Origin of the sequence: Bradyrhizobium sp. Ai1a-2, assembly GCF_000426245.1 — a bacterium.
In the GTDB taxonomy this organism is placed as follows: domain Bacteria; phylum Pseudomonadota; class Alphaproteobacteria; order Rhizobiales; family Xanthobacteraceae; genus Bradyrhizobium.
Genome location: NZ_AUEZ01000014.1, coordinates 61624 through 80194 on the forward strand (window position 1 = coordinate 61624; position 18571 = coordinate 80194).

General features: G+C 61.6%; 17 protein-coding genes and 1 riboswitch. Of the genes, 10 read left to right on the forward strand and 7 right to left on the reverse strand.

All coding sequences use genetic code 11. The features are described 5' to 3' along the window. Nucleotide 1: 1 nt before the first annotated feature. A riboswitch (cobalamin riboswitch) is annotated at nt 2-183 on the reverse strand. A gap of 76 nt (nt 184-259) precedes the next feature. The 5 genes from cobT to K288_RS0112390 are packed head-to-tail and all read left to right on the forward strand — an operon-like array spanning nt 260 to nt 3339. Further along, nucleotides 260-1315, forward strand: coding sequence for a nicotinate-nucleotide--dimethylbenzimidazole phosphoribosyltransferase (gene cobT, locus K288_RS0112370; RefSeq protein ID WP_027579833.1), 1056 nt, complete (start codon nt 260-262; stop codon nt 1313-1315). Next, nucleotides 1316-2095 carry an adenosylcobinamide-GDP ribazoletransferase gene (cobS, locus tag K288_RS0112375; protein ID WP_027579834.1) on the forward strand — a complete coding sequence of 260 codons (780 nt, stop codon included), beginning with the start codon at nt 1316-1318 and terminating at the stop codon, nt 2093-2095. A gap of 22 nt (nt 2096-2117) precedes the next feature. Then, nucleotides 2118-2417 (forward strand): hypothetical protein, encoded by a 300-nt coding sequence (locus K288_RS0112380; protein WP_027579835.1) that lies wholly within the window; start codon nt 2118-2120, stop codon nt 2415-2417. 25 nt (nt 2418-2442) lie between these two features. Further along, nucleotides 2443-2625 (forward strand): CbtB domain-containing protein, encoded by a 183-nt coding sequence (locus K288_RS0112385; protein ID WP_027579836.1) that lies wholly within the window; start codon nt 2443-2445, stop codon nt 2623-2625. Between the two features lie 6 nt (nt 2626-2631). Continuing rightward, nucleotides 2632-3339 (forward strand): CbtA family protein, encoded by a 708-nt coding sequence (locus K288_RS0112390; protein WP_027579837.1) that lies wholly within the window; start codon nt 2632-2634, stop codon nt 3337-3339. Nucleotides 3340-3377: 38 nt separating this feature from the next. On the opposite strand, the gene K288_RS0112395 is transcribed toward K288_RS0112390, so the two are convergent. Both K288_RS0112395 and K288_RS0112400 read right to left on the reverse strand, forming a co-directional pair. Continuing rightward, complete coding sequence (locus K288_RS0112395) at nt 3378-4433, reverse strand: hypothetical protein (protein ID WP_027579838.1); 1056 nt, start codon at nt 4431-4433, stop codon at nt 3378-3380. Continuing rightward, a complete protein-coding gene (locus K288_RS0112400) occupies nt 4430-5098 on the reverse strand; it encodes a TetR/AcrR family transcriptional regulator (RefSeq protein ID WP_084799575.1) in 669 nt (222 codons plus the stop codon). Before K288_RS0112400 ends, K288_RS0112395 begins: the two co-directional genes overlap by 4 nt. A 260-nt stretch (nt 5099-5358) precedes the next feature. Here K288_RS0112400 and K288_RS0112405 point away from each other — a divergent pair, with 260 nt between their 5' ends. The 3 genes from K288_RS0112405 to K288_RS0112415 are packed head-to-tail and all read left to right on the forward strand — an operon-like array spanning nt 5359 to nt 8332. Further along, entirely contained in the window at nt 5359-6522 is a 1164-nt protein-coding gene (locus K288_RS0112405) for an ABC transporter substrate-binding protein (protein ID WP_051334500.1), read from the forward strand. 19 nt (nt 6523-6541) lie between these two features. Further along, nucleotides 6542-7315, forward strand: a complete 774-nt coding sequence (locus K288_RS0112410; RefSeq protein WP_027579841.1) for a crotonase/enoyl-CoA hydratase family protein — start codon at nt 6542-6544, stop codon at nt 7313-7315. Between the two features lie 3 nt (nt 7316-7318). After that, entirely contained in the window at nt 7319-8332 is a 1014-nt protein-coding gene (locus K288_RS0112415) for an NADPH:quinone oxidoreductase family protein (protein ID WP_027579842.1), read from the forward strand. A 23-nt stretch (nt 8333-8355) separates the two neighbouring features. On the opposite strand, the gene K288_RS0112420 is transcribed toward K288_RS0112415, so the two are convergent. The 3 genes from K288_RS0112420 to K288_RS45355 are packed head-to-tail and all read right to left on the reverse strand — an operon-like array spanning nt 8356 to nt 11558. Next, nucleotides 8356-9381 (reverse strand): cellulase family glycosylhydrolase, encoded by a 1026-nt coding sequence (locus tag K288_RS0112420; RefSeq protein ID WP_027579843.1) that lies wholly within the window; start codon nt 9379-9381, stop codon nt 8356-8358. Further along, entirely contained in the window at nt 9378-10688 is a 1311-nt protein-coding gene (locus K288_RS0112425) for an O-antigen ligase family protein (RefSeq protein WP_027579844.1), read from the reverse strand. Before K288_RS0112425 ends, K288_RS0112420 begins: the two co-directional genes overlap by 4 nt. A gap of 27 nt (nt 10689-10715) precedes the next feature. Further along, entirely contained in the window at nt 10716-11558 is an 843-nt protein-coding gene (locus K288_RS45355; protein WP_051334510.1) for a WecB/TagA/CpsF family glycosyltransferase, read from the reverse strand. Between the two features lie 526 nt (nt 11559-12084). On the opposite strand from K288_RS45355, the gene K288_RS0112435 reads away from it, so the two are divergent. After that, nucleotides 12085-13209, forward strand: coding sequence for a GNAT family N-acetyltransferase (locus tag K288_RS0112435; protein ID WP_027579845.1), 1125 nt, complete (start codon nt 12085-12087; stop codon nt 13207-13209). A gap of 13 nt (nt 13210-13222) precedes the next feature. Here the strand turns inward: K288_RS0112435 and K288_RS0112440 are convergent, their stop codons facing one another. Further along, nucleotides 13223-14443: an NAD(P)/FAD-dependent oxidoreductase gene (locus K288_RS0112440; protein ID WP_027579846.1), complete on the reverse strand. Its 1221-nt coding sequence runs from the start codon at nt 14441-14443 to the stop codon at nt 13223-13225. Nucleotides 14444-14966: 523 nt separating this feature from the next. On the opposite strand from K288_RS0112440, the gene K288_RS0112445 reads away from it, so the two are divergent. Further along, nucleotides 14967-16313 (forward strand): polysaccharide biosynthesis C-terminal domain-containing protein, encoded by a 1347-nt coding sequence (locus tag K288_RS0112445; RefSeq protein ID WP_027579847.1) that lies wholly within the window; start codon nt 14967-14969, stop codon nt 16311-16313. A gap of 7 nt (nt 16314-16320) precedes the next feature. On the opposite strand, the gene K288_RS0112450 is transcribed toward K288_RS0112445, so the two are convergent. Then, a complete protein-coding gene (locus K288_RS0112450) occupies nt 16321-18435 on the reverse strand; it encodes an exopolysaccharide transport family protein (protein ID WP_027579848.1) in 2115 nt (704 codons plus the stop codon). Between the last annotated feature and the right edge of the window lie 136 nt (nt 18436-18571).

The window sequence follows — 18571 nt, forward strand, 5'->3', positions numbered from 1 at the left end:
CCAAAGCACAATACACGATGGCAGGTCTCCTGGCTCGCGGGTCGTCGCCTCTCGCCGCCTTCCCGGTCATCCCAGTGGCCTCGGCTTCGGCTCGCCGCTTACAGTTGCGGGGGCAGCGTCGGCATTGCACCGACTTCCCTTTTTCACCTTCCCGAAAGAAGGACCATCGGCGCCACGCTAACGGTCCCCGCGACGGCGGTCAACTGCAGTTGACCTGCCCGTTTCCTTCGGCCACTTAGGGCGCGCGCACGAGGAGCCCATGACCTTCCAAATCCCATCCGACTGGCAAATCCCGGCGATCACTCCGCTCGATCCGACGCTTGCCGCAAGGATGCGCGCGCGAATCGACGGCAAAGCCAAGCCGCCGGGCTCGCTCGGACGAATCGAAGACCTGGCCGTGCAGCTCGGTGTGATCGCCCATCCATCCGCCACTGCCCTGCAGAACGCCGTTCTGCTCGTGTTCGCGGGTGATCACGGGCTGACGGAAGAAGGCGTTTCGCAATATCCGTCCGCCGTGACGGCCGCGATGGTGAGGACCTATCTCGCAGGTCGCGCCAGCGCCAACGCTTTTGCGGCCGCCTCAGACGTCAGGATCCGCGTCGTGGATGCCGGCGTCGCCAGCGAGCTGCCGTCCCATCCCGACCTCCTCAGCATCAAGATTCGGGCCGGCACTGCGAATTCTGCGCGCGAGGCGGCCATGTCGGCCCAGGAAGCGCACAAGGCGCTCGCGGCCGGCTTTGCCATAGCTTCCAGCGAAATCGAGGCAGGCGCCGACATCATCGCGCTCGGCGAGATGGGAATAGGCAACACGGCCTCTTCCGCACTTCTGGTGCATCGGCTGGCGCCCGCTCCGCTGGACGATTGCATCGGCGTCGGCGCCGGCCAGGACGAACCGGGTATCGCGCGCAAGCGCGCTGCCATCCACAAGGCAGCCAATCGCAGCGATGCAACGGCGCCGTTCGAGGTGCTCAGAGAATTCGGCGGCCTCGAGATCGCGATGATGGCGGGCGCAGCGCTTGGCGCAGCGGCACATCGCCGTCCGGTCGTCATCGACGGCTTCATTTCGTCTGCCGCCGCCCTTGTCGCCGTCAGGCTGGCGCCGGCGACGCGCGACTATTGCGTTTTCGCACATCGATCGGCCGAAAAGGGTCACGACATTGTGCTGGCGGCGCTTCAGGCGCGGCCGTTGCTTGCTCTCGACATGAGACTTGGCGAGGGCACCGGCGCGTTGCTGGCGGTCCCGCTGGTGCGGGCGGCATCCCGCCTGCTGACCGACGTCGCCGACTTAAGCGATGTGCTGGAGGGAAGGATCTAGATGAGCCTGGATCGTTTTCGCGACGCGGTCCGATTCCTCACGATCATCCCTGTCGGGGCTTCGAACGATGCGACCGATTCCGAGTGGCTGGTCCGCTCGGCACAATTCTTCCCGCTGGTCGGCGCGATCGTTGGTCTCGTTTCGGCGGCGGCACTACTGCTCGCATCCCTCGTATTGGGGCCCGTGATCGCGGCGCTGATCGCGATGCTGGCAAGCATCCTCATCACCAGCGGCTTCCACGAGGACGGGCTGGCCGATACCGCTGACGGCTTTGGCGGCGGCTGGACCGTCGAACAGCGCCTCACCATCATGAAGGACAGCAGGATCGGGACCTATGGCACGCTCGCACTGATTTTCGCGATTGCATTGCGCGTGGCGGCGATCGCCGAGATGCCGACATGGATTGCTGCAGCGGCGCTGATTGCGAGCGGAGCCGCCGGCCGAGCCGTGGTGCTGCCGGTCGTCGGCTGGATGAAATACGCGGGCAACACGTCGGCGATGAAGGTCGCCTATGCGCCCTCTCCGCTCCGGGCGCGCGAAATCGCCTTTGCGGCGATCGTGGTGCTGCTCGCGCTGGCACCGCTGGCGGCGACCTCCACGCGTTTTCCGTTCGAAGCCCTTGTCGGCATCTGCTGCGGCATCGTCCTCGCAGTCGTGATCGCATTATGGTCGCGACGGTTGATCGGAGGCTATACCGGCGATGTGCTGGGGGCCATCGAGCAGGTGTTCGAGATCGGCTTCCTGCTCGGTGTCGCCGCCGTCATCCGGTCCGCGATCTGAGCGACGAACAACGGGAGGTTCGATGTCTGACGAAGGCGAACCGATCTGGCGGAACGACATTGATTCGCTCGCGTTCCGCCCCTCCGGACATGGCGGCATCTGCGTCATCCACCGGCGCGCGTTCCGGACGCTGCTGGGTCGCAGCCCTTCGCCGCAGCAGAGCATCGACTTCTACCTGATGCACCGGGATTCGTTCGAAGCCGCGGCCCGCGCCAAGCTGGCCGCCAAAGACATCCGGGACACGGAGAACTTTCATCTCACCAGCCGCGACGTCCGCCGCCACTTGAAAAATTCGGTCGCATCGGGCGATACCGTGGGCTAGAATGAGTGACCGAACGAGGATCATCATGCAGCAGACGCAGTCAGCCAATCTTACAACCGTTGCAACCGGAACGAATGTCGTCGTTCAGGCCGTTCTGGCGATGGCCCTTGGTCTGTTCGTCGTCGGCATGGTCGGCTTTTCGCATATCAGCGCCGTCCATAACGCCGCCCACGATGTGCGCCACGCCAACGCTTTCCCCTGTCACTAACGACAGATGCACGTCTTCAGATCGATCGTGTTTGCGGCATCACTTGCCGGACTGATCGTTGGCGCGCTGATATCGGTCGTCCAGTTCTTCGGAACGGTGCCGCTGATCCAGAAGAGCGAGGTCTACGAGAAAGCCGCGGCCAGTGCGGAACACAAGGCCTCCCATTCCAGCGGTGGTGAAGCGGATCACCATCACGATGCGGAATGGGAGCCCGAAGAGGGCTTCCAGCGCAACGCCCTGACCGTCGCCGCCAACATCCTGACCGCAATCGGCTTTGGCCTCCTGCTCACCGGCATCTACGCACTTCGGCAACGACCGGTCCATTGGCGTGATGGTCTGTTTTGGGGCCTTGCCGGGTTCGCCGTTTTTGTTGCGGCCCCCGGTCTCGGCCTGCCTCCGGAACTGCCGGGTCTGCCTGTCGCCGACCTCACCGCGCGGCAGACCTGGTGGATCGCAACTGCGGCCCTGACGGCATCAGCGCTCTACCTCCTGATCCTGCGCTCGGAGCCATGGGCTGCGGTCCTCGGGCTGATACTCATTATCGTGCCGCATCTTGTCGGCGCGCCTGTTGCGCCCGAGTCCCATACCGGAGTGCCGGCCACCCTCTCGCACCAGTTCGTGGTGACCGTCGTGCTCACCGGCCTTCTGTTCTGGAGTCTGCTCGGCGTCGCAACGAGCCTCGCGTTCGAGAGAGTATCAAGACAACGAAGTTAGGCGGCCGGTCGTTCTGCAGCGTGGCGCAGCGACGCTCCTCACCGGAATTGCCAGCACCAGGATGGATCGCCGCGATCACGGCGCTCCGCCACGTCGACACGCATAAAACGATCGTGCGCGAGCGCCGCACCGACCCAGAGTTCATTCCAGGCGTCGAACACCACTGGGGACAGCGGCCCGCGTTCTGCCATCAGGCGCCATGAGGTCTGCCGTACCGTCGCGGTCGCGCCCTGCACACGCAACTCGGCGTCATCGCCCTGCCCACGGGCAATGCGAGCGAACGCGCCGGCGAAGCCCTCAGCGCCGGGATCGACACCGCCGAGCAGCGAAGCGACGTCGTCAAAAGTATGCATCCCCACCAGGCGCGCTGCAGCGCCGGCAAGGTGACCGCCCTCCTCGGGACCGAGCACAGCGATGGTCTCGGGCACGATCGAGGTGATGTATTCCATCGCGTAGTTGCGCAGGACTTTCTGAAGGCGCTCTTCAGGCCAGGTGTTTTCCGGAAGCCGCGGCGCAAGATCAGTACGAAATGGCGGACATTGCTCGCCGGGCGAGAACTGCAGCCGCTCATCGGGGGTGAGGTCGTGATCCCACTCCTTGTAGTATCCCTCCAGCCCGGGCTGTCCGTCGACCGTCTGGCCTGTGCAGACGAAGCCCAGCCGCGGATTGCCGAGGACGACGCCGTTATTGGCATGCCATCCTCGCAGCATCGCGCGCGACACCTCCGATGGGATGCCGCAAATCGCGGTGCCCGACCAGATCCACCGCGGCGGCGGATATCGTACCCAGGCCTTCTGGTCGCTCTCATAGACATACTCGACCTTCACGCCGCCGACCTGGTTCGAAAGATAATGGTACTGCGCGCAGGCCACCGCGTGCGGAAGCTTGTCGAGCCCGAGCTTTTTCAACCCGGGAACGAAGCGAGCGAGTTGCTGACGCCGGAAGGTGCGGAACACCACCTCCGCCGCGCGCGCGGTGCCGGCGCGGGACGCCAGCATCAGGATGAGGCCCGTCAGATAGGAATGGTAGATCAGTTCGACGGCCCGATAGGCGGCCACGTCATCCTTGGCTCGGCTCTCCGCGCGTTCGCTCAATTCTTCTTCTCCAAACCAGCGACCACGAAATCCGCGATCGATTCCGCCAGGCGTTTCTTGGCGGCTTGCGTTTCGCCGGGACGTGGCTGGTACCAGCGCGAGGTCCAGTTCAGGGCGCCAAGCAGCGGCTTCGCGGCGAGCTTGGCGTCGACAGATCGGAATTGGCCCGAAGCTACGCCATCCCTGATCACCCGGATATAGAGGTTCTCGTTGGCCTCGCGCAGCGCAGCGACGTCGGCAAGCTCTGCCCTCTCGCTCTCGTTCGTGCGCTCCAGAAGATGCAGTTCCAGCCCCTGCGCGATCACGCGCAGATAAGGCAGGTGATCGATGACCAGGACAGTATGGGCAACCGCCATGCCGTGCAGGCGGTCGCGCGCGGAAGCCGCCGTCTCGAAAGATGGCCGGATCGCCGCCTGTGTCAGTTCCATGCCGCGGCGGTGCACGGCGAAGAACAACTCGGACTTGCTTCGGTAATAATAATAGATCGCCCCTTTGGTCGAGCCGATCTCGTCGCTCACCCGGTCCAGCGACGTGGCAGCGAAGCCCTGGCGCATGAAAGCGCGCGCGGCAGCGTCGAGAATGTCGATCCTACGATCGGCCAACGCCTCGCCGGTCTCTATCCTGCCAAGTTTGCTCAAGAGATGCCCCTCCTGCGCCACGCGCATTTGACATCCAAACATACTACTCGGTAGGCTGAAAACATACTACTCAGTATCTAAGAATAACACCGCGGCGCCCCATGCATTCGCGCCCGCGTCGCCCAGGGCCGGACAGCGCGAGATCCTTATCGAACATGGCTGATCGCAAATTGTGATCGACCGCCTGTCGAAGACGGAACGGTGATCGACGCAGACTAAAGGGAGGTAAGAAAATGAAAGCAAGAGCAACAACGAGTGCCATTGTGGCCGGGCTTTTCGCCAGCCTGATGGCATCCTCCGCGGTCGCACAGGTGTCCGACAATGTCGTGCGCATCGGCATCCTCAACGACATGACCGGGATCTATGCCGACGCGGGCGGAAAGGGCTCGATCCTCGCGGCGCAACTCGCGGCCGAGGATTTCGGCGACAAGGTCGCCGGCGCGCCGATCGAGGTCATCTCGGCCGACCACGCCAACAAGCCCGATATCGCCGCCAATCTGGCGCGCCAGGAATATGACGCGCAGGGCGTCGACGTCATCGCCGATGGCGGATCGTCGGCGGCGGCGCTCGCGATGCAGAACGTTTCGCGCGAGCGCAAGAAGATCATCCTGATGTCAGGTCCTGCGACCGCCGAGATCACCGGAAAGGCCTGTTCGCCCTACAGCTTTCACTGGATGTACGACACCTACGCGCTCGCCGCCGCTCCCCCGGAAGGGGTCTTGAAGCGCGGCGGTGACACCTGGTTCTTCATCACCGCTGACTATGCGTTCGGCAAGTCGATGGAGAGCGAGGCGACCAAGCGCGTCGTGGCCAGCGGAGGCAAGGTCATCGGCGGCGTCCGTGCACCGCTCGACACGCCCGACTTCTCCTCGTTCCTGCTTCAGGCGCAGGGCTCCGGAGCCAAGGTGCTTGCGCTCGCCACCGCCGGCAGCGACACCAGCAACGCGATCAAGCAGGCGCAGGAATACAATGTGATCGGCCCCAACACGCAGGTCGTGACCTTCCTGATGTTCATCAACGACGTCGACGCCATGGGCCTGAAGAACGGACAGGGTCTGGTCTCCTCGACGACCTACTATCACGACCTCGACGACGGCAGCCGCGCCTTCGCCAAGCGCTTCTGGGACAAGATGGGCCGGCCGCCATCGATCGTGCAGGCTGGCGTCTACAGCTCCGTGGTCCATTATCTGAAAGCGGTCGCCGCGACCGGAACCGACGATGGGACCAAGGTGGCCGCCAAGATGCGCGAGATGCCCGTCGAGGACGCGTTCACCCATGGTGCGAAGATCCGCGCGGATGGCCGCTTGCTGCGCGATCTCTACGTGACCGAGGTCAAGAAGCCGGAGGAGTCGAAGGGCCCCTGGGACTACTGGAAGATCGTCGCGACGATTCCGGGCGAGAAAGCCTGGCGCCCCGTCGACGAAAGCGAGTGTCCACTCTTGACCCACTGAGGCGAGGAGCGCGTCGGGTATGACGGAGAGCCGCAAGCTGCTGGTCGAGAACGACGGCCCGGTGACGATCATCACCATCAATCGTCCGGAAGTCCGCAATGCCATCGACAACGAGACCGCGGCTGAGTTGACCAAGGCGCTGCGCGCGTTCGACAGCGCCTCCGATCAGGCGGTCGCGGTGCTGACAGGCGCCGGAGGACACTTCTGCGCTGGCGCCGACCTGAAGGAACTCGCGGCCGGCCGCGAATATAAGCCTTGGGCGGGTGATCCCGACGGTCCGTGTCACGACCTGCTCGGAAAGCCGGTCATCGCTGCCGTGGCGGGTTATGCGTGCGCCGGCGGGCTCGGTATCGCCTTGCGATGCGACCTGCGCGTCGCCGAGGAAAGTGCGACCTTCGCCGTGCTGTCGCGGCGATGGGGCGTTCCCATGAGCGACGGCACGACCGTACGGCTGCCTCGCCTCATTGGTGCCGGGCGCGCCCTCGATATGCTGCTGACGGCGAAGAAGGTATCGGGCGCCGAAGCAGTCGCGATGGGGCTTGCCGACCGGCTGGTGCCGACTGGACAAGCCCTCCCCGCTGCCGTCGCGCTCGCGCACGAGATCGCGGCCTTCCCGCAGATCGCGATGCGCTCGGACCGGATGTCGGCGATCCGCCAGTGGAATCTGTCCGAGGAGGAAGCTCTCGCGCTGGAGACGAGCCTCTCCGTGGAGGCTCGTCGGAAGGAGGCGCGCGGTGGTGCCACGCGTTTCGCGTCCGGCGCGGGACGTCATGGCGCGATCGAGAAGGACTAGCGCATGCGGGCGGTGATCGGGCGTCAATTCGGCGGCATCGACGATTTATCCCTCGAAGATGTTCCGAGTCCTACTCTCGAAGCCGGAACAGTTCGGATTTCGGTGCGCGCCGCCGGAGTAAGCTTCGCCAATCTTCTGTTCATTGCAGGCCAGCACCAAAACCGTCCATCGCTGCCGTTCATTCCGGGAACGGAAGTCGCCGGCACCGTAACCGAAATCGCGCCGGATGCCGCGACGACGCTGCGGATCGGCGATCGGGTCTGCGCCGGACTGCCTTCGGGAGGATTTGCCGAGGAGGCGATCGTCGATGCCGCGAACGTCTTCAAGATTCCGGACTCGCTGAGCTTCGCCGGCGCCACGCTATTCCCGACGATCTACGCCACTGCCTTTGCAGGCCTGGCATGGCGGGCAAATCTCAAGCCCGGGGAAACCCTCCTGGTCCATGGCGCTGCGGGCGCGAGCGGGCTCGCCGCCGTCGAGATCGGCCGAGCGCTCGGCGCGCGCGTGATCGCGACCGCGGGCGGAGAACGCAAGACCGCTGTGGCCGCGGACTATGGCGCGCATCACGTGATCGATTACAAGCGCGACGATTTTCGCAAGTCCGTGCTCGAGATCACCGACGGCCGCGGCGCCGATGTCGTATTCGATCCGGTCGGTGGCGACGTCTTCGACAACTCCTTGCGCTGCATCGCTCCGCTCGGCCGCCTGCTGCCGATCGGCTTCGCATCCGGCCGCATTCCCCAAATCCCTGCAAACATCATCCTGGTCAAGAACCTCACCGTGATCGGCCTTTATTGGGGTTTCTACATGGCGTGGGGCAAGTCGAAGGCGGACGCAGTCTTGCGTGCGAAAGTGAAAACCCTGTTCGAGGAACTGTTCGCACTTCACGAAGCAGGCAAGCTTCGCGCGCCTGTCGATCGGACGCTCCCCTTGCCACAATTCGCAGACGCCCTTCGACGGGTCGAGCGCCGTGAAGTCATCGGCAAGATCGTTCTCGCGCCGACAGATCGGGAATGACAGACCGACCGCTGCACCCGACTTCAATGTGCGGACGGAATGAGGGCGCGCAAGACGTCCCAATTCCAGGTCTGACGGGCGCTATCGAACGCAGCGAAATCGTGATCGAACTGCCAGTAGGCCCACGCCCAGCCAAATCGGTCGGCGTTCCTCGCCACGGACGACAAGTATCTCAGGCGGCTTCCCGTTGGAGCGCGCTCATAAACCCCGAACTCGCCAAGATAGATCGGACGTTTTTCTCGCTGTGACCAGAGATTGATCCTGGTGAAATCAGCGACAACTCTTGCCTCATCCTCAGGGGCACCCCAATCGAGAGGCCCGATCGTCGAAAATATTCGCGACCATGGCGCACCCTGATGCGTAAACCTGATCGGCGCGTAATAGTGAAACGTCACAATGAGTTTTCTGTCGCCGGCCGGCAGAACCAATTCGTCAATGGGCGCCTCGTCGGTGTTAAGAACAGCGACAATTACGGTTCGCTCCGGGTTCGTGACCCGGACGATGCCAAGACATTCATTGAGCAGTGAGTTCCATTCGGCCGAGGTCATATGTCCCCCGGGCTCGTTCAAGATTTCGAATACGAGCTCGGGATATTTCCCTGCATAACGCGACGCGATCTGCTTCCAGAACGATTTGAGCTTCTCGACGCATCCCGCGATATAACGCTGGCAGAAATCGGTGTCATGCTCATCAAGAATCGGAATGAGCTTCCTCGCCAGGACCTCCTCGATAACTGCATCGAGGCGTTTCAAGACAGCTTCATCAAGGATGCTATCCGAGTCCATGTGCTTGAAGCCGAAGAAATTGATTCTGACGTGCGAGAAGCCGGCCTGTTGAATTGCAGTCAGGTTCTCCAAACGGAATGGCGCATTCTCGGCGCCTTCCCAGATGCCGTCATATCCCAGAATATTGATGCCGCGTCCCAACGCCGCCACGTCGTGGGACGCGATCTGTTCGGACCCGTAAGCCGGTAGGATCCACACAGCAAGAACAAATGCCAGCAGTGGCGGTCTGAACGCTTTCAGCCAACGAGCAAGTAAAGCGATCATTTCTGCGCCAGCTCGCGATAGCCGTGATCTTCCGGCATCGCCGGCCGGCAAGTTGCGAGGAAGAACGCCAGCAAAAGCACCGACGTAAACATCGTGGAACGAAGAAATATCGTCTCCGTGAAATTGGTCTGAAAACTGAGGACGGAAAACCCTATGATCAGGGCACAATGAAACCGATCGATCGATCGAGTTGAAATCAGATAGAGCACCTTGTTCGAAAACAGGAAGACGCTTGCGGCAAAAAGCAGGTAACCCAGAAATCCCGTTTCCATGAGAATGGCGAGGTAGCCGCTGTGATAGTTGTCGAGCACCCAACCGTGGTTCTGCTCGAAATAGTCGTAAATTGACTGGGTCGTCCAAAATCCGTTTATTCCAAAACCGAGCAAGGGCGCATCGTCGAAGTGGCTTATCGCGTACTGCCAGATGAAGGTTCTCTCGGTGAAGTCGATCCTCCAATCAAGGACATGGATGGCGTCGTATCCGGTCAGGTAAAAGTACAGGATCAAGACGCCCGCCATGATGCACATGACAAAGGGCAACACCGCAAAGACTTTCATGCAATTCACCGACCGCAGGGAGGTGAACAGCAAGCCGCAAGCCGCCAACGCCACGGCGCCGGCGCCTCGCGATCCCGAAGCGAGGACGCACGTTGAAGCGAGCAGGAATGTAACGAGGAAGGGCAGCCATTTCTGCCCTGTTATCTTTCGATAATAGGCAAAGAACATGAGATAGGCGCCCACGAAGCCGAGCGTCTGCTTTGATTCATAGACACCTTGCCATTGACCGTTGTGCATCCAACTGCGGTCAATTCCGATATCCGGCACGAACGCCGCGAAAAAAGCAGATGCCGCAACCAGTACAAAGAAGCCCCGAGTGATCGATTTGACGATATCGTCGACGTCAAGTCGCGTGATAAGGCAGAATGCGCCGAAGGTTGTTATTGCAAGAGCGGCGCTTTTCATGATGGCCGCAACGCCCAGATTTGTCCAAAGCACCGAAATGGCGGCAAGGACGTAAAATGAGACGATCGCGATCAGGTCGGGATTGCCCCCCAGCCGCAGATTGGGGCGCACGAACGCGCTTGCATAAATCAGCAGAATCCACATCGACAGCGCCGCGAACTGCTGCAGATAAGTCTGTTCCACCGCCAGCAGCGCAGTGTTGAAGGTCCCCATCGATGCCACCACGTTGATGGTGATGGACCAACTCATGATGGCCTTGGCGGCCCGCTCGATGTCGACACCGCGCGTTTGCCGGATCGCGCCGTCGAGCGCGCTCGCATCCATCTGAATTTGTGCTCCGGTCATGGGACGAGCTTCGTGAAGCACGGTTAATTATTTGCTATCGCCGCCCGTCGCGCGTTGGTCGCGCTTGCGTGGCATGGAATGGCTCCTGTTGAATAGCAGATAGAGCGCACGCGGGTTGGTGCTCAGGTAGCGCCAGAGCAGGCGGCGCGGCTCGAGCCAGACCCGCCAGGCCCATTCAAGCCCCACATTCTGCATCCATCGCGGCGCGCGGCGGCGGCTGCCGGAAAGGAAGTTGAACAGCCCGCCCGAGGTCTTGATGACACCGACTTTGGAGAGCCGCGGCGTGAACTCCTCGACAAAGGCCTGCTCGTGGGGCACGCCGAGCGCAACCCAGAGATAGTCGGGCGCCAGCGCATTGACCTCGTCGACCTTGGCGCGCAGCGCGTCGCCGCGCAGATAGCCATGCGAATGGCCGACGATCTTCAGCTTCGGATACATTCGGCGGACATTGGCGACGGCGGCTGCATTCTCCGCCTCGTCGGCGCCCAGCATGTAGAAGGAAAGCCCGGCCGCCTCGGCCTTGCGCGCGACGACGTGGAACAGGTCAGTGGTCGCGACCCGCTCCGGCAGCGGCCGCGATGACTTGATCCGCGACACCGTGACCAGCGGCTGTCCGTCGCCATTGATGAGGTCGGCGGCGCGGAACAGGCGGTCCGTCAAAGGCTCGGTCGAGCAGCGTGCCACCACCTCGCCATTGGCCGAGGTCAGATACAGCGGACGGTTCGCACGGCGCTTTGGCGAAACCTGTTCGATCATGAAATCCGCGGTCTGCTCGAGATCAAGCACCGCGAGCCGGAGCCCTCCGACGGTGACGCGGGGGATCTCGGCGGTAGCAGCTCTTCCGATGAGGTTCGCGCGACGTTCACGCAGATCATCTGCTTCCGACGGCTGACGGTGTGAAGTTGCGCCCTTTGACGACCGTGTCGGCCCTCCGCGCGAAGTGTCACGAATCCGGACGGTTGAGACAGTCCGACCGAAACCGACACGCCAACTGCGTTCGTCTTCGTCCCGTGACATCGAAATCGGGCCGGAAATCTGCTCTTGCATCATGATTCAAGCACTTCAGTTGAAGTTTCCTATTGTTGTCCACGCCAACTGCAATACGCGGTCCATCGTCAGCGCGCACCGCGTGCAGCAATACGACGATGCCTGAACTGGTTAACCGTCTGCTACGACGCGTGCGAGCGCGCTAACCATAACGAAGTGTTACACGCTGCGCTGTGAGCGCAAGGTCAGTCATCCTCAAGCGCTTGGCAAAGCGCCGGCACCGGGCAACAACCACAATACATTAATACAGACCGCACTCTGCCGGTGTCTCCGCCGGTCTGCCCGTGCTAGAAGGTCGCAGCTCCGGCTCAACCGGCGCCGTGAAAAGTCCGGCTTATCCATCGCCCGTATGAACAAGAATAATAACGACACGTTCGACGTCTGCATCGACGACACATTCGATTTTTTGTCCCAAGAATACGCCGAACTGTTTGATGGGTCGGACGCAACGGCCTTCCAGCATCCGGTGTGGCTGGACACGCTCTATCGCAAGCTCGCGCCCGCTGCAGCAGCCAAGCCTCTGGTCGTCGCGATCCGCCGTCGCGCAACCGGACGGCTGGCCATGGTGTTGCCCATGGTGCGGGTGCCGCGCGGACCGATGCAGACGGTTGAATTCGCTGATCTCCGTGTGTCCGACTATCTGGCCCCTGTCTGCACGGCCGAGGTGTTTTCTGAGCTGCTCCAGGACCAGGAGGCCTGCCTGACGCTCCGGCGGCTCGTCAAACCCTTCGATCTCTTGCGGATGTCCAAACTTCGTGATGGAAGAATGCCGCTCGAAAATCTCCTGGCAGCGCCTCGCCGCATCATCATGGAGATGAACGCGTACGCGACAGTCCTTGTCGCCCCGTTCGAGCAATGGCGAGCGAGCGCACTGAGCCGCTCCTATCAGAAGGAACTCGCAAAGAAGCTGCGCCAGCTCCAGAAGAAGGGCGCGTTGAGCTTTTCATGCTGCGACGACAGTGCATCCATCATGGCCGCGATGGAAATGATGAAGAACTTTCGTGGCCCGCGGTTTCGAGCCCATGGCGACGGCGACCTGTTGCAACGTCCCGAATATTTCGACTTCTATTCTTCGGTGGCGCTCCACGGACTAGGTGCCTTCGTTAGGCTTTACACCATGAAAATGGACGGAGACCTGATTGCGGCAGTGCTGGCATTGTGCCACCGCGGCAGCTTCCTCATCATCATGAGCGCCTTCGACATCGCGGGATACAAGAGCCAGTCCATTGGCGCGCTGATGTTCGAACAAGTCGCCAGGGATTGTATCGAGCGCGGCGATCAAATCCTCGACTTCACCATTGGCGACGAGCCGTACAAGAAGATGTTCGGCGGCCAGCCCTCGCCGTTGTGGAGCGTGACCCAGGCGGGCAGTGTCGCCGGCTCGCTTGCTCTGTTCGCGTTACGACAGGCCCCCTGGATCAAATCGGCCGCCAAGAGGATGGCCGAATTCAAGCTGCTGCCGGCCCGTACCTGACCTTGAAAATGCTCTAGGCACGAAGCGCGCCACGCACGCGCGCGATCCATCCCGGCCTGATACCGTCGACCCGATGGGTGATATTGCGTCGAAGAAAATGTACCCGGCGGCGTACATTCCATCTTATGTCGCTGCTCGACGTCAGCGCCTGCCGAAAGCGCGCCATTTGCAGAGAGTGTTGGTCGGCTGCAATCTTTTCCGGATCGGAATAGAACTCAGATATCTTGTCCTTGCCCATGCCGCTGGTTTCGAGCCAGCGTGGCACATATTCCGTGCAAAGACGCTCGACATCCACCAGAAGACGGCTCACTCCGGTGCCGGCTGCTGGACAGTTGGTTTGAAACGCGTCGCCGATCAGCACGACGCCCGGCTGCAGATGTCCTTCGGCAGCAGACAGGTCCATCACCCAATTCTGCACCGGACCGATAACGCTGAAAGCTCCGAGATAGGATTGCAATCCCGGCATAAGGCGAAGCAGCGTTGATTTTGTGTCCCGTCTGAGCTCGCGCATGATCGGATCCGTCGGATCGCGAAACATGAACAGGTTTGCCCGCATGCCGCCGCGCACCGGAAACAGGCTGAGATAATCGACGCCGTCGGCGGCCCGTACGCCATAACAGGTCAGCGCCTCGAATTCGAACGGCGAATTGTCGGGACGTGCAATCGTGAAGCCGAACGAAACCGAATGACGCTCGGCGAGAATGCGTCGCGTGATTCCGAGGCTGTATCCAAGAGCCCCGGCCATCCCCGTCGCCAGGACAACGAGACGTGCAGTGACGCGCTTTCCGGAGGCCAAAACGAGATGTTGAACGTCATCGCTGCAGCTCGCAGCGGTGACCTGATCGACAATGAAGCCGGAATGAGCCGGCATCAGACCTCGTGCCAGGGCAACGAGATCGGCATAGGGAAGGCCGTAGGTTTGGCCGGCGCTGACGTCGACGACCCTTCCTTCCCTGATATTGAGGACCCGGTCGTACGCACACGCGACCGCCTCGAGTTCGCGGATGAAACCCAGCCTGCGAAAGACATCGACTTGTCGTCCGGCGATTTTTTCGACGCGGAATTCTTCCGGATAGACCGCGCGCTTGTCGATCAGGACGACGCGGTATCCCGCCCTGGCGAGCACTGCCGCCGCGAGCGATCCCGCCAACCCACCGCCGACAATCGCGACGTCTGTGGTGATGGCTTCACATCCCTCTTCCGCGGTCGGCTGTGTCACCTTGTTCACCATCATGTTGTCGGCTCCGACGATTGATGGCCGCCGAACTGCAATTTTCTCGCCGGATCTCCACTTCGCCGAGCCGGCTTGATTACTTTTCAGGATCGCGGTTAACGCCGGCGTGCTGGGTCCAAATCAGAAAATCTCTCGGCACGAGCTTTGCTCAACAAACATCGTGAAATCTATTCCCCGATTGCTCAGCGGCAGGATGGACCATTGTTTACCGTCAGGCCTGGAAGCCATTTCTACCCAGACGCCCACTGGTTGCGCGGATTTGGCTTCCGTCAACATCTTCGTGCCGCGGCAGCGGCCGTTCCTGGACATCATCGTTTGCCCTGTCTGGAGACAGACGGGACAGCGGCGTTCCAGATTGAGGCAAGGCCTCAGAATCGCTGGACGTCGCAAGCCGGAGCATTAGCCCTACGAGCAGAACGAAATCTCAGGAGCCGAACATTAACACTCTCGGCTTGCGCGCGTGCTAGGCTCGGCCGCGAGCCAGCTACGAGCATCTTGAAAGGATAGATGCCCTGTACTTCGCATGATAGATACCATTCTCCAATTGATACGGCGCGACGTGACGCGCGGTGTTGCCGGGACCATCCTTCTCAAGGTTGGCGGCGGCGGCCTTGCGTTCGCGCTCTTTTCGCTGGCAGCGCGAACCATGTCGCCGGATGCATTTGGCGCTTTTGCGATGTGGCTTTCTGTCGCCCAGATCGCATCGGTCGTGGGGCTTTTCGGCCAGGAACTGCTGCTGGTTCGGTTCTTGAATGAATATCAGGTGCGAGAACAGGCCGATCTCGCCAAAGGTGTACTGCTATCGAGCCTGAAGATCTCCGCCATCGGGATGCTCATCGTCATTGCTGCCATCGCGGCAGGCGCGAGCGTGCGCGGTGACGGGTGGCTGCTGATCCTGGCCGTATCCGCCTTTACGGCGGTGAATGCGGGGCTGATGCTCGGCAGCCAGATCGCACGATCGCTCATCAGCATTCTGATGGGGGAAGGCAACCGGGAGTTTTTCTGGCGGGTCGCCGTCGTGCTGGTTCTGCTCGCGACGTTGTTCGGCCATGGGCGGCTCGATCCCGCACAACTGCTCACCGTGATGGCGATCGCCATGGCTATTGGGCTCGTCGTTCAAATCGTTTCGATTGCACGCGCTCTGCCGAATTTGCGCAATGTGCCGGCGCGCTCGGAGAGCTCACGCTGGAGATCGAGCGCGCTTCACTTCTGGGTCTCTTCCATTCTTGAAGCTGCCAATCAGTACTTCGATGTGATCCTGATTTACTGGATGCTGGATTCGGCCACGGCCGGCGTCTATTTTGCGGCCTCCCGTCTGGCGAACATCTTCGCCATGCTTTCGGCCGCACTTTACAGTTTCGGCGCGCGTCGCCTGCCCTCGCTCTACTTCAGCAGAAATCACCAGGAATTCGGCCACACGCTGCAACTCATGGCGGAGGTGACCGCGCTTTGCGTTATCGCCGGGCTCGTCCTTGTCTGGATCGGCGCGCCCCATCTTCTCGGCCTGTTCGGACCTCATTTCGTGGCGCAGCAATGGGTATTGATCGTGCTCGCGCTCGGAACGGCCTTTCAGGCGGCCGGCGGTCCGTCCGCGGCCATACTGCAGGTGACCGGCCATGAGGGCGACTATGTTCCCGTCATAGCCGCGAACGTCGTGCTGCGGCTGATCGGATTCCTCGTGCTAATTCCCTGGCTCGGTGTGCTCGGCGCCGCCATCTCGGCCACTGTTTCGCTGGCAGTCGCCACCATCGCCCTCAACGTGCTGTGCCGTCGCCGAACCGGCGTTGATCCTTCGATCCTTGTGCTCTCTCGCCGCTTGTCCTCGAAAGCAGGGCCTTATGCGGTCCGTGTCGCAGACACGAAGGACTAGAATCCGTTCAGCTCGCCAGCCCCAAGGTCTCGCGCTGAGACTGCGCAATGACGGAACTGATGGATACGCGATTGACGACGAGTCCTGTCGGCACGGCATCGGACCTCAACAGGCCCGCCGTCGCCCGTTGAATTGCCGCCGGAACGGCGGCTCCGTCGCGAACGACCACGACGATCAGGTCGGCATGGGCTGCGAGCGTCCTCACGTCGGAGTGGGCTGCAACGGTTGACGCATCGACGACGATCAGGTCGAACTCTTTGCGAATGTCGTCGGCAGGAAGCGCGCCTGTTTGCGCGCTGGCGCTCAGGAGCACATTGACCGAGCGAAGATCCGACCTGGTGACGCCCCGCTCCTGCCGGCTGGCCGCGGTGGGCTGTACAGCAAGGAGATCCGATTGCAGCTCGATCAGAACGCTGAGCATCCCCTTGTTCACGGCGGACCGATTCAGCGATCGCGCCACGGTGCTGCCTCCTGCGCCGTTCGCGATCGACATCACGAGCGCTACCTTCCCGCCAGCTCCCGGCAACTTATCGATCTTCTCGATCAGCGGGCGCAGATAGGCACCCAGATCAAGTTCGGTCGCCGCAATCGGCTTTTGCCAGACGCTTCTGGTGAGTTCCTGTGCCGGAAGGTCGGGAATCCGGACCCAGACCGGCAGTTTCGGCGGCGATTCGGGCTGGGCCGGCAATTCAGGCTGGAGCGAAACTGAATTCGCCTGGCGAATCTTCACAGCGGGCTTATCTAGAACGCTCTTGATGTTCGGTACGGCAACTATCGCCGTCGATATCAATATCGAGGCAATCGCGAGTGCGGCGAGGAGCAACGGGAGCGGCGGCCGGGTCGGACGAAGAGGCGGAATGGCAAGCGAAGCGATCTTGGTTTGCGAACTCTGCAGCAGGCGCTGCTCATTGGTGGTCTTGAACCGCGACAGAAACTGTTCGTAGATATTCCTGTTGGCCTCCGCGTCGCGCTGCAGCTCCTGCAGTCTGACGAGTGCCTGACCGTCGATCAGTATCTGCGATTCCACCGCCTTTAACTGGTCTTCCAGCGATTTCTGCTGCTCGCGTTGCGCTTCATATTCAGACTTCGCGGTTTCGATGTTCTTCTTCCGCTCGATCTCGATCTGCCTGTTGAGATCGTTCAACTGGCTGTAGGATATGACGAGGTCGGGATGACGATCGCCGAACACCGCACGTTTCTGCGCGATCTGGTCATTGAGCGCCGACCGCTGCGCTCGCAGGGCACTCAGCAGGTCCTGTCTGACCGGGCCATCAACATTCGCCTTGAGGTCGCGCTGCGCCTGCTCGTAGCGCGCTCTTGCTTCTTCGGTGCGGGCGCGAGCGGCGGAAACTTGCTGCGTCAGATCGGTGACGCGCAATTGCTGGGTCGTCGCATCCTTGCCGGCATTGACGATCCGGTGCTCGAGCTTGAACGCGGCAACGGCGTCCTCTGATGCCCTCAACCGATCGTTCAATGTCTTGAGCCGGCTACTGAGCCAGTCGGCGGCTTCGTCGGTCGCCTCGGTGCGGACACGGCCCTGGTTGGCGACGAACGCCTCGGCGATCGCATTGGCGTAGTAAGCTGCCCGCTCCGGACGGTTCGAGGTGAACTTTATTGCGATAACATAGGTCAGCCCGCGGCGGGAAATATCGAGCCGGTTGCGGAATCGTTCGAGCAGACGCGTGCTGTCGGTTTGGCCGCCGGCGATGTCCTCGTCGTCTTGAATCTTAAGCTGCTCGATAAGCGGCCGGAGGAAGCCATCGGACTTGGCGATTTCAACCAGGCTCTGAAGCGCGGCGGCATCCTGGCCGATACCTGGCAGCACGTCCTGATCCGCGGTCACGCGCTGCTCTCGAGGATCGACAACGACCAGCGCGGTTGCCGCATACCGAACCGGAATCACCAGCAGAGCGACGACACCAATGGCGAAGATGGCCAGCGCGAGCATCAAAATGCGTCGGCCGTTTTCCCGCAGAAAGGAAAGCATGCCTGAAACAGTTAGCAATCCCTTAATGCGTTCGGCAGAGGCGGTGCCAGACGGCCGCTCGCGAGTGTCCCACGATGCTGCCGTGGGCTCCGTCAGACCGGAACTTCTCGGGCCTGCGCGGCTACCGAACATCATGGGTTTTGACTCGAATTCAACTGGCAGACACTGTTCAGTGGCCTGCCCCAACGTAAATATCTATGGTTAATCGGCGGTTACCCTTTCTCGGCAACGCCGTGACCAATTGGTTAACGAACGCGCTCTACGCTCCGCG

Bases quoted from the DNA above. Each gene is read 5' to 3' on its own strand.
- cobT (WP_027579833.1), top strand. From the start codon at position 260: ATGACCTTCCAAATCCCATCCGACTGGCAAATCCCGGCGATCACTCCG.
- cobS (WP_027579834.1), top strand. From the start codon at position 1,316: ATGAGCCTGGATCGTTTTCGCGACGCGGTCCGATTCCTCACGATCATC.
- K288_RS0112380 (WP_027579835.1), top strand. From the start codon at position 2,118: ATGTCTGACGAAGGCGAACCGATCTGGCGGAACGACATTGATTCGCTC.
- K288_RS0112385 (WP_027579836.1), top strand. From the start codon at position 2,443: ATGCAGCAGACGCAGTCAGCCAATCTTACAACCGTTGCAACCGGAACG.
- K288_RS0112390 (WP_027579837.1), top strand. From the start codon at position 2,632: ATGCACGTCTTCAGATCGATCGTGTTTGCGGCATCACTTGCCGGACTG.
- K288_RS0112400 (WP_084799575.1), bottom strand. From the start codon at position 5,098: ATGCGCGTGGCGCAGGAGGGGCATCTCTTGAGCAAACTTGGCAGGATA.
- K288_RS0112405 (WP_051334500.1), top strand. From the start codon at position 5,359: ATGGCATCCTCCGCGGTCGCACAGGTGTCCGACAATGTCGTGCGCATC.
- K288_RS0112410 (WP_027579841.1), top strand. From the start codon at position 6,542: ATGACGGAGAGCCGCAAGCTGCTGGTCGAGAACGACGGCCCGGTGACG.
- K288_RS0112415 (WP_027579842.1), top strand. From the start codon at position 7,319: ATGCGGGCGGTGATCGGGCGTCAATTCGGCGGCATCGACGATTTATCC.
- K288_RS0112420 (WP_027579843.1), bottom strand. From the start codon at position 9,381: ATGATCGCTTTACTTGCTCGTTGGCTGAAAGCGTTCAGACCGCCACTG.
- K288_RS0112425 (WP_027579844.1), bottom strand. From the start codon at position 10,688: ATGACCGGAGCACAAATTCAGATGGATGCGAGCGCGCTCGACGGCGCG.
- K288_RS0112435 (WP_027579845.1), top strand. From the start codon at position 12,085: ATGAACAAGAATAATAACGACACGTTCGACGTCTGCATCGACGACACA.
- K288_RS0112440 (WP_027579846.1), bottom strand. From the start codon at position 14,443: ATGATGGTGAACAAGGTGACACAGCCGACCGCGGAAGAGGGATGTGAA.
- K288_RS0112445 (WP_027579847.1), top strand. From the start codon at position 14,967: ATGATAGATACCATTCTCCAATTGATACGGCGCGACGTGACGCGCGGT.
- K288_RS0112450 (WP_027579848.1), bottom strand. From the start codon at position 18,435: ATGATGTTCGGTAGCCGCGCAGGCCCGAGAAGTTCCGGTCTGACGGAG.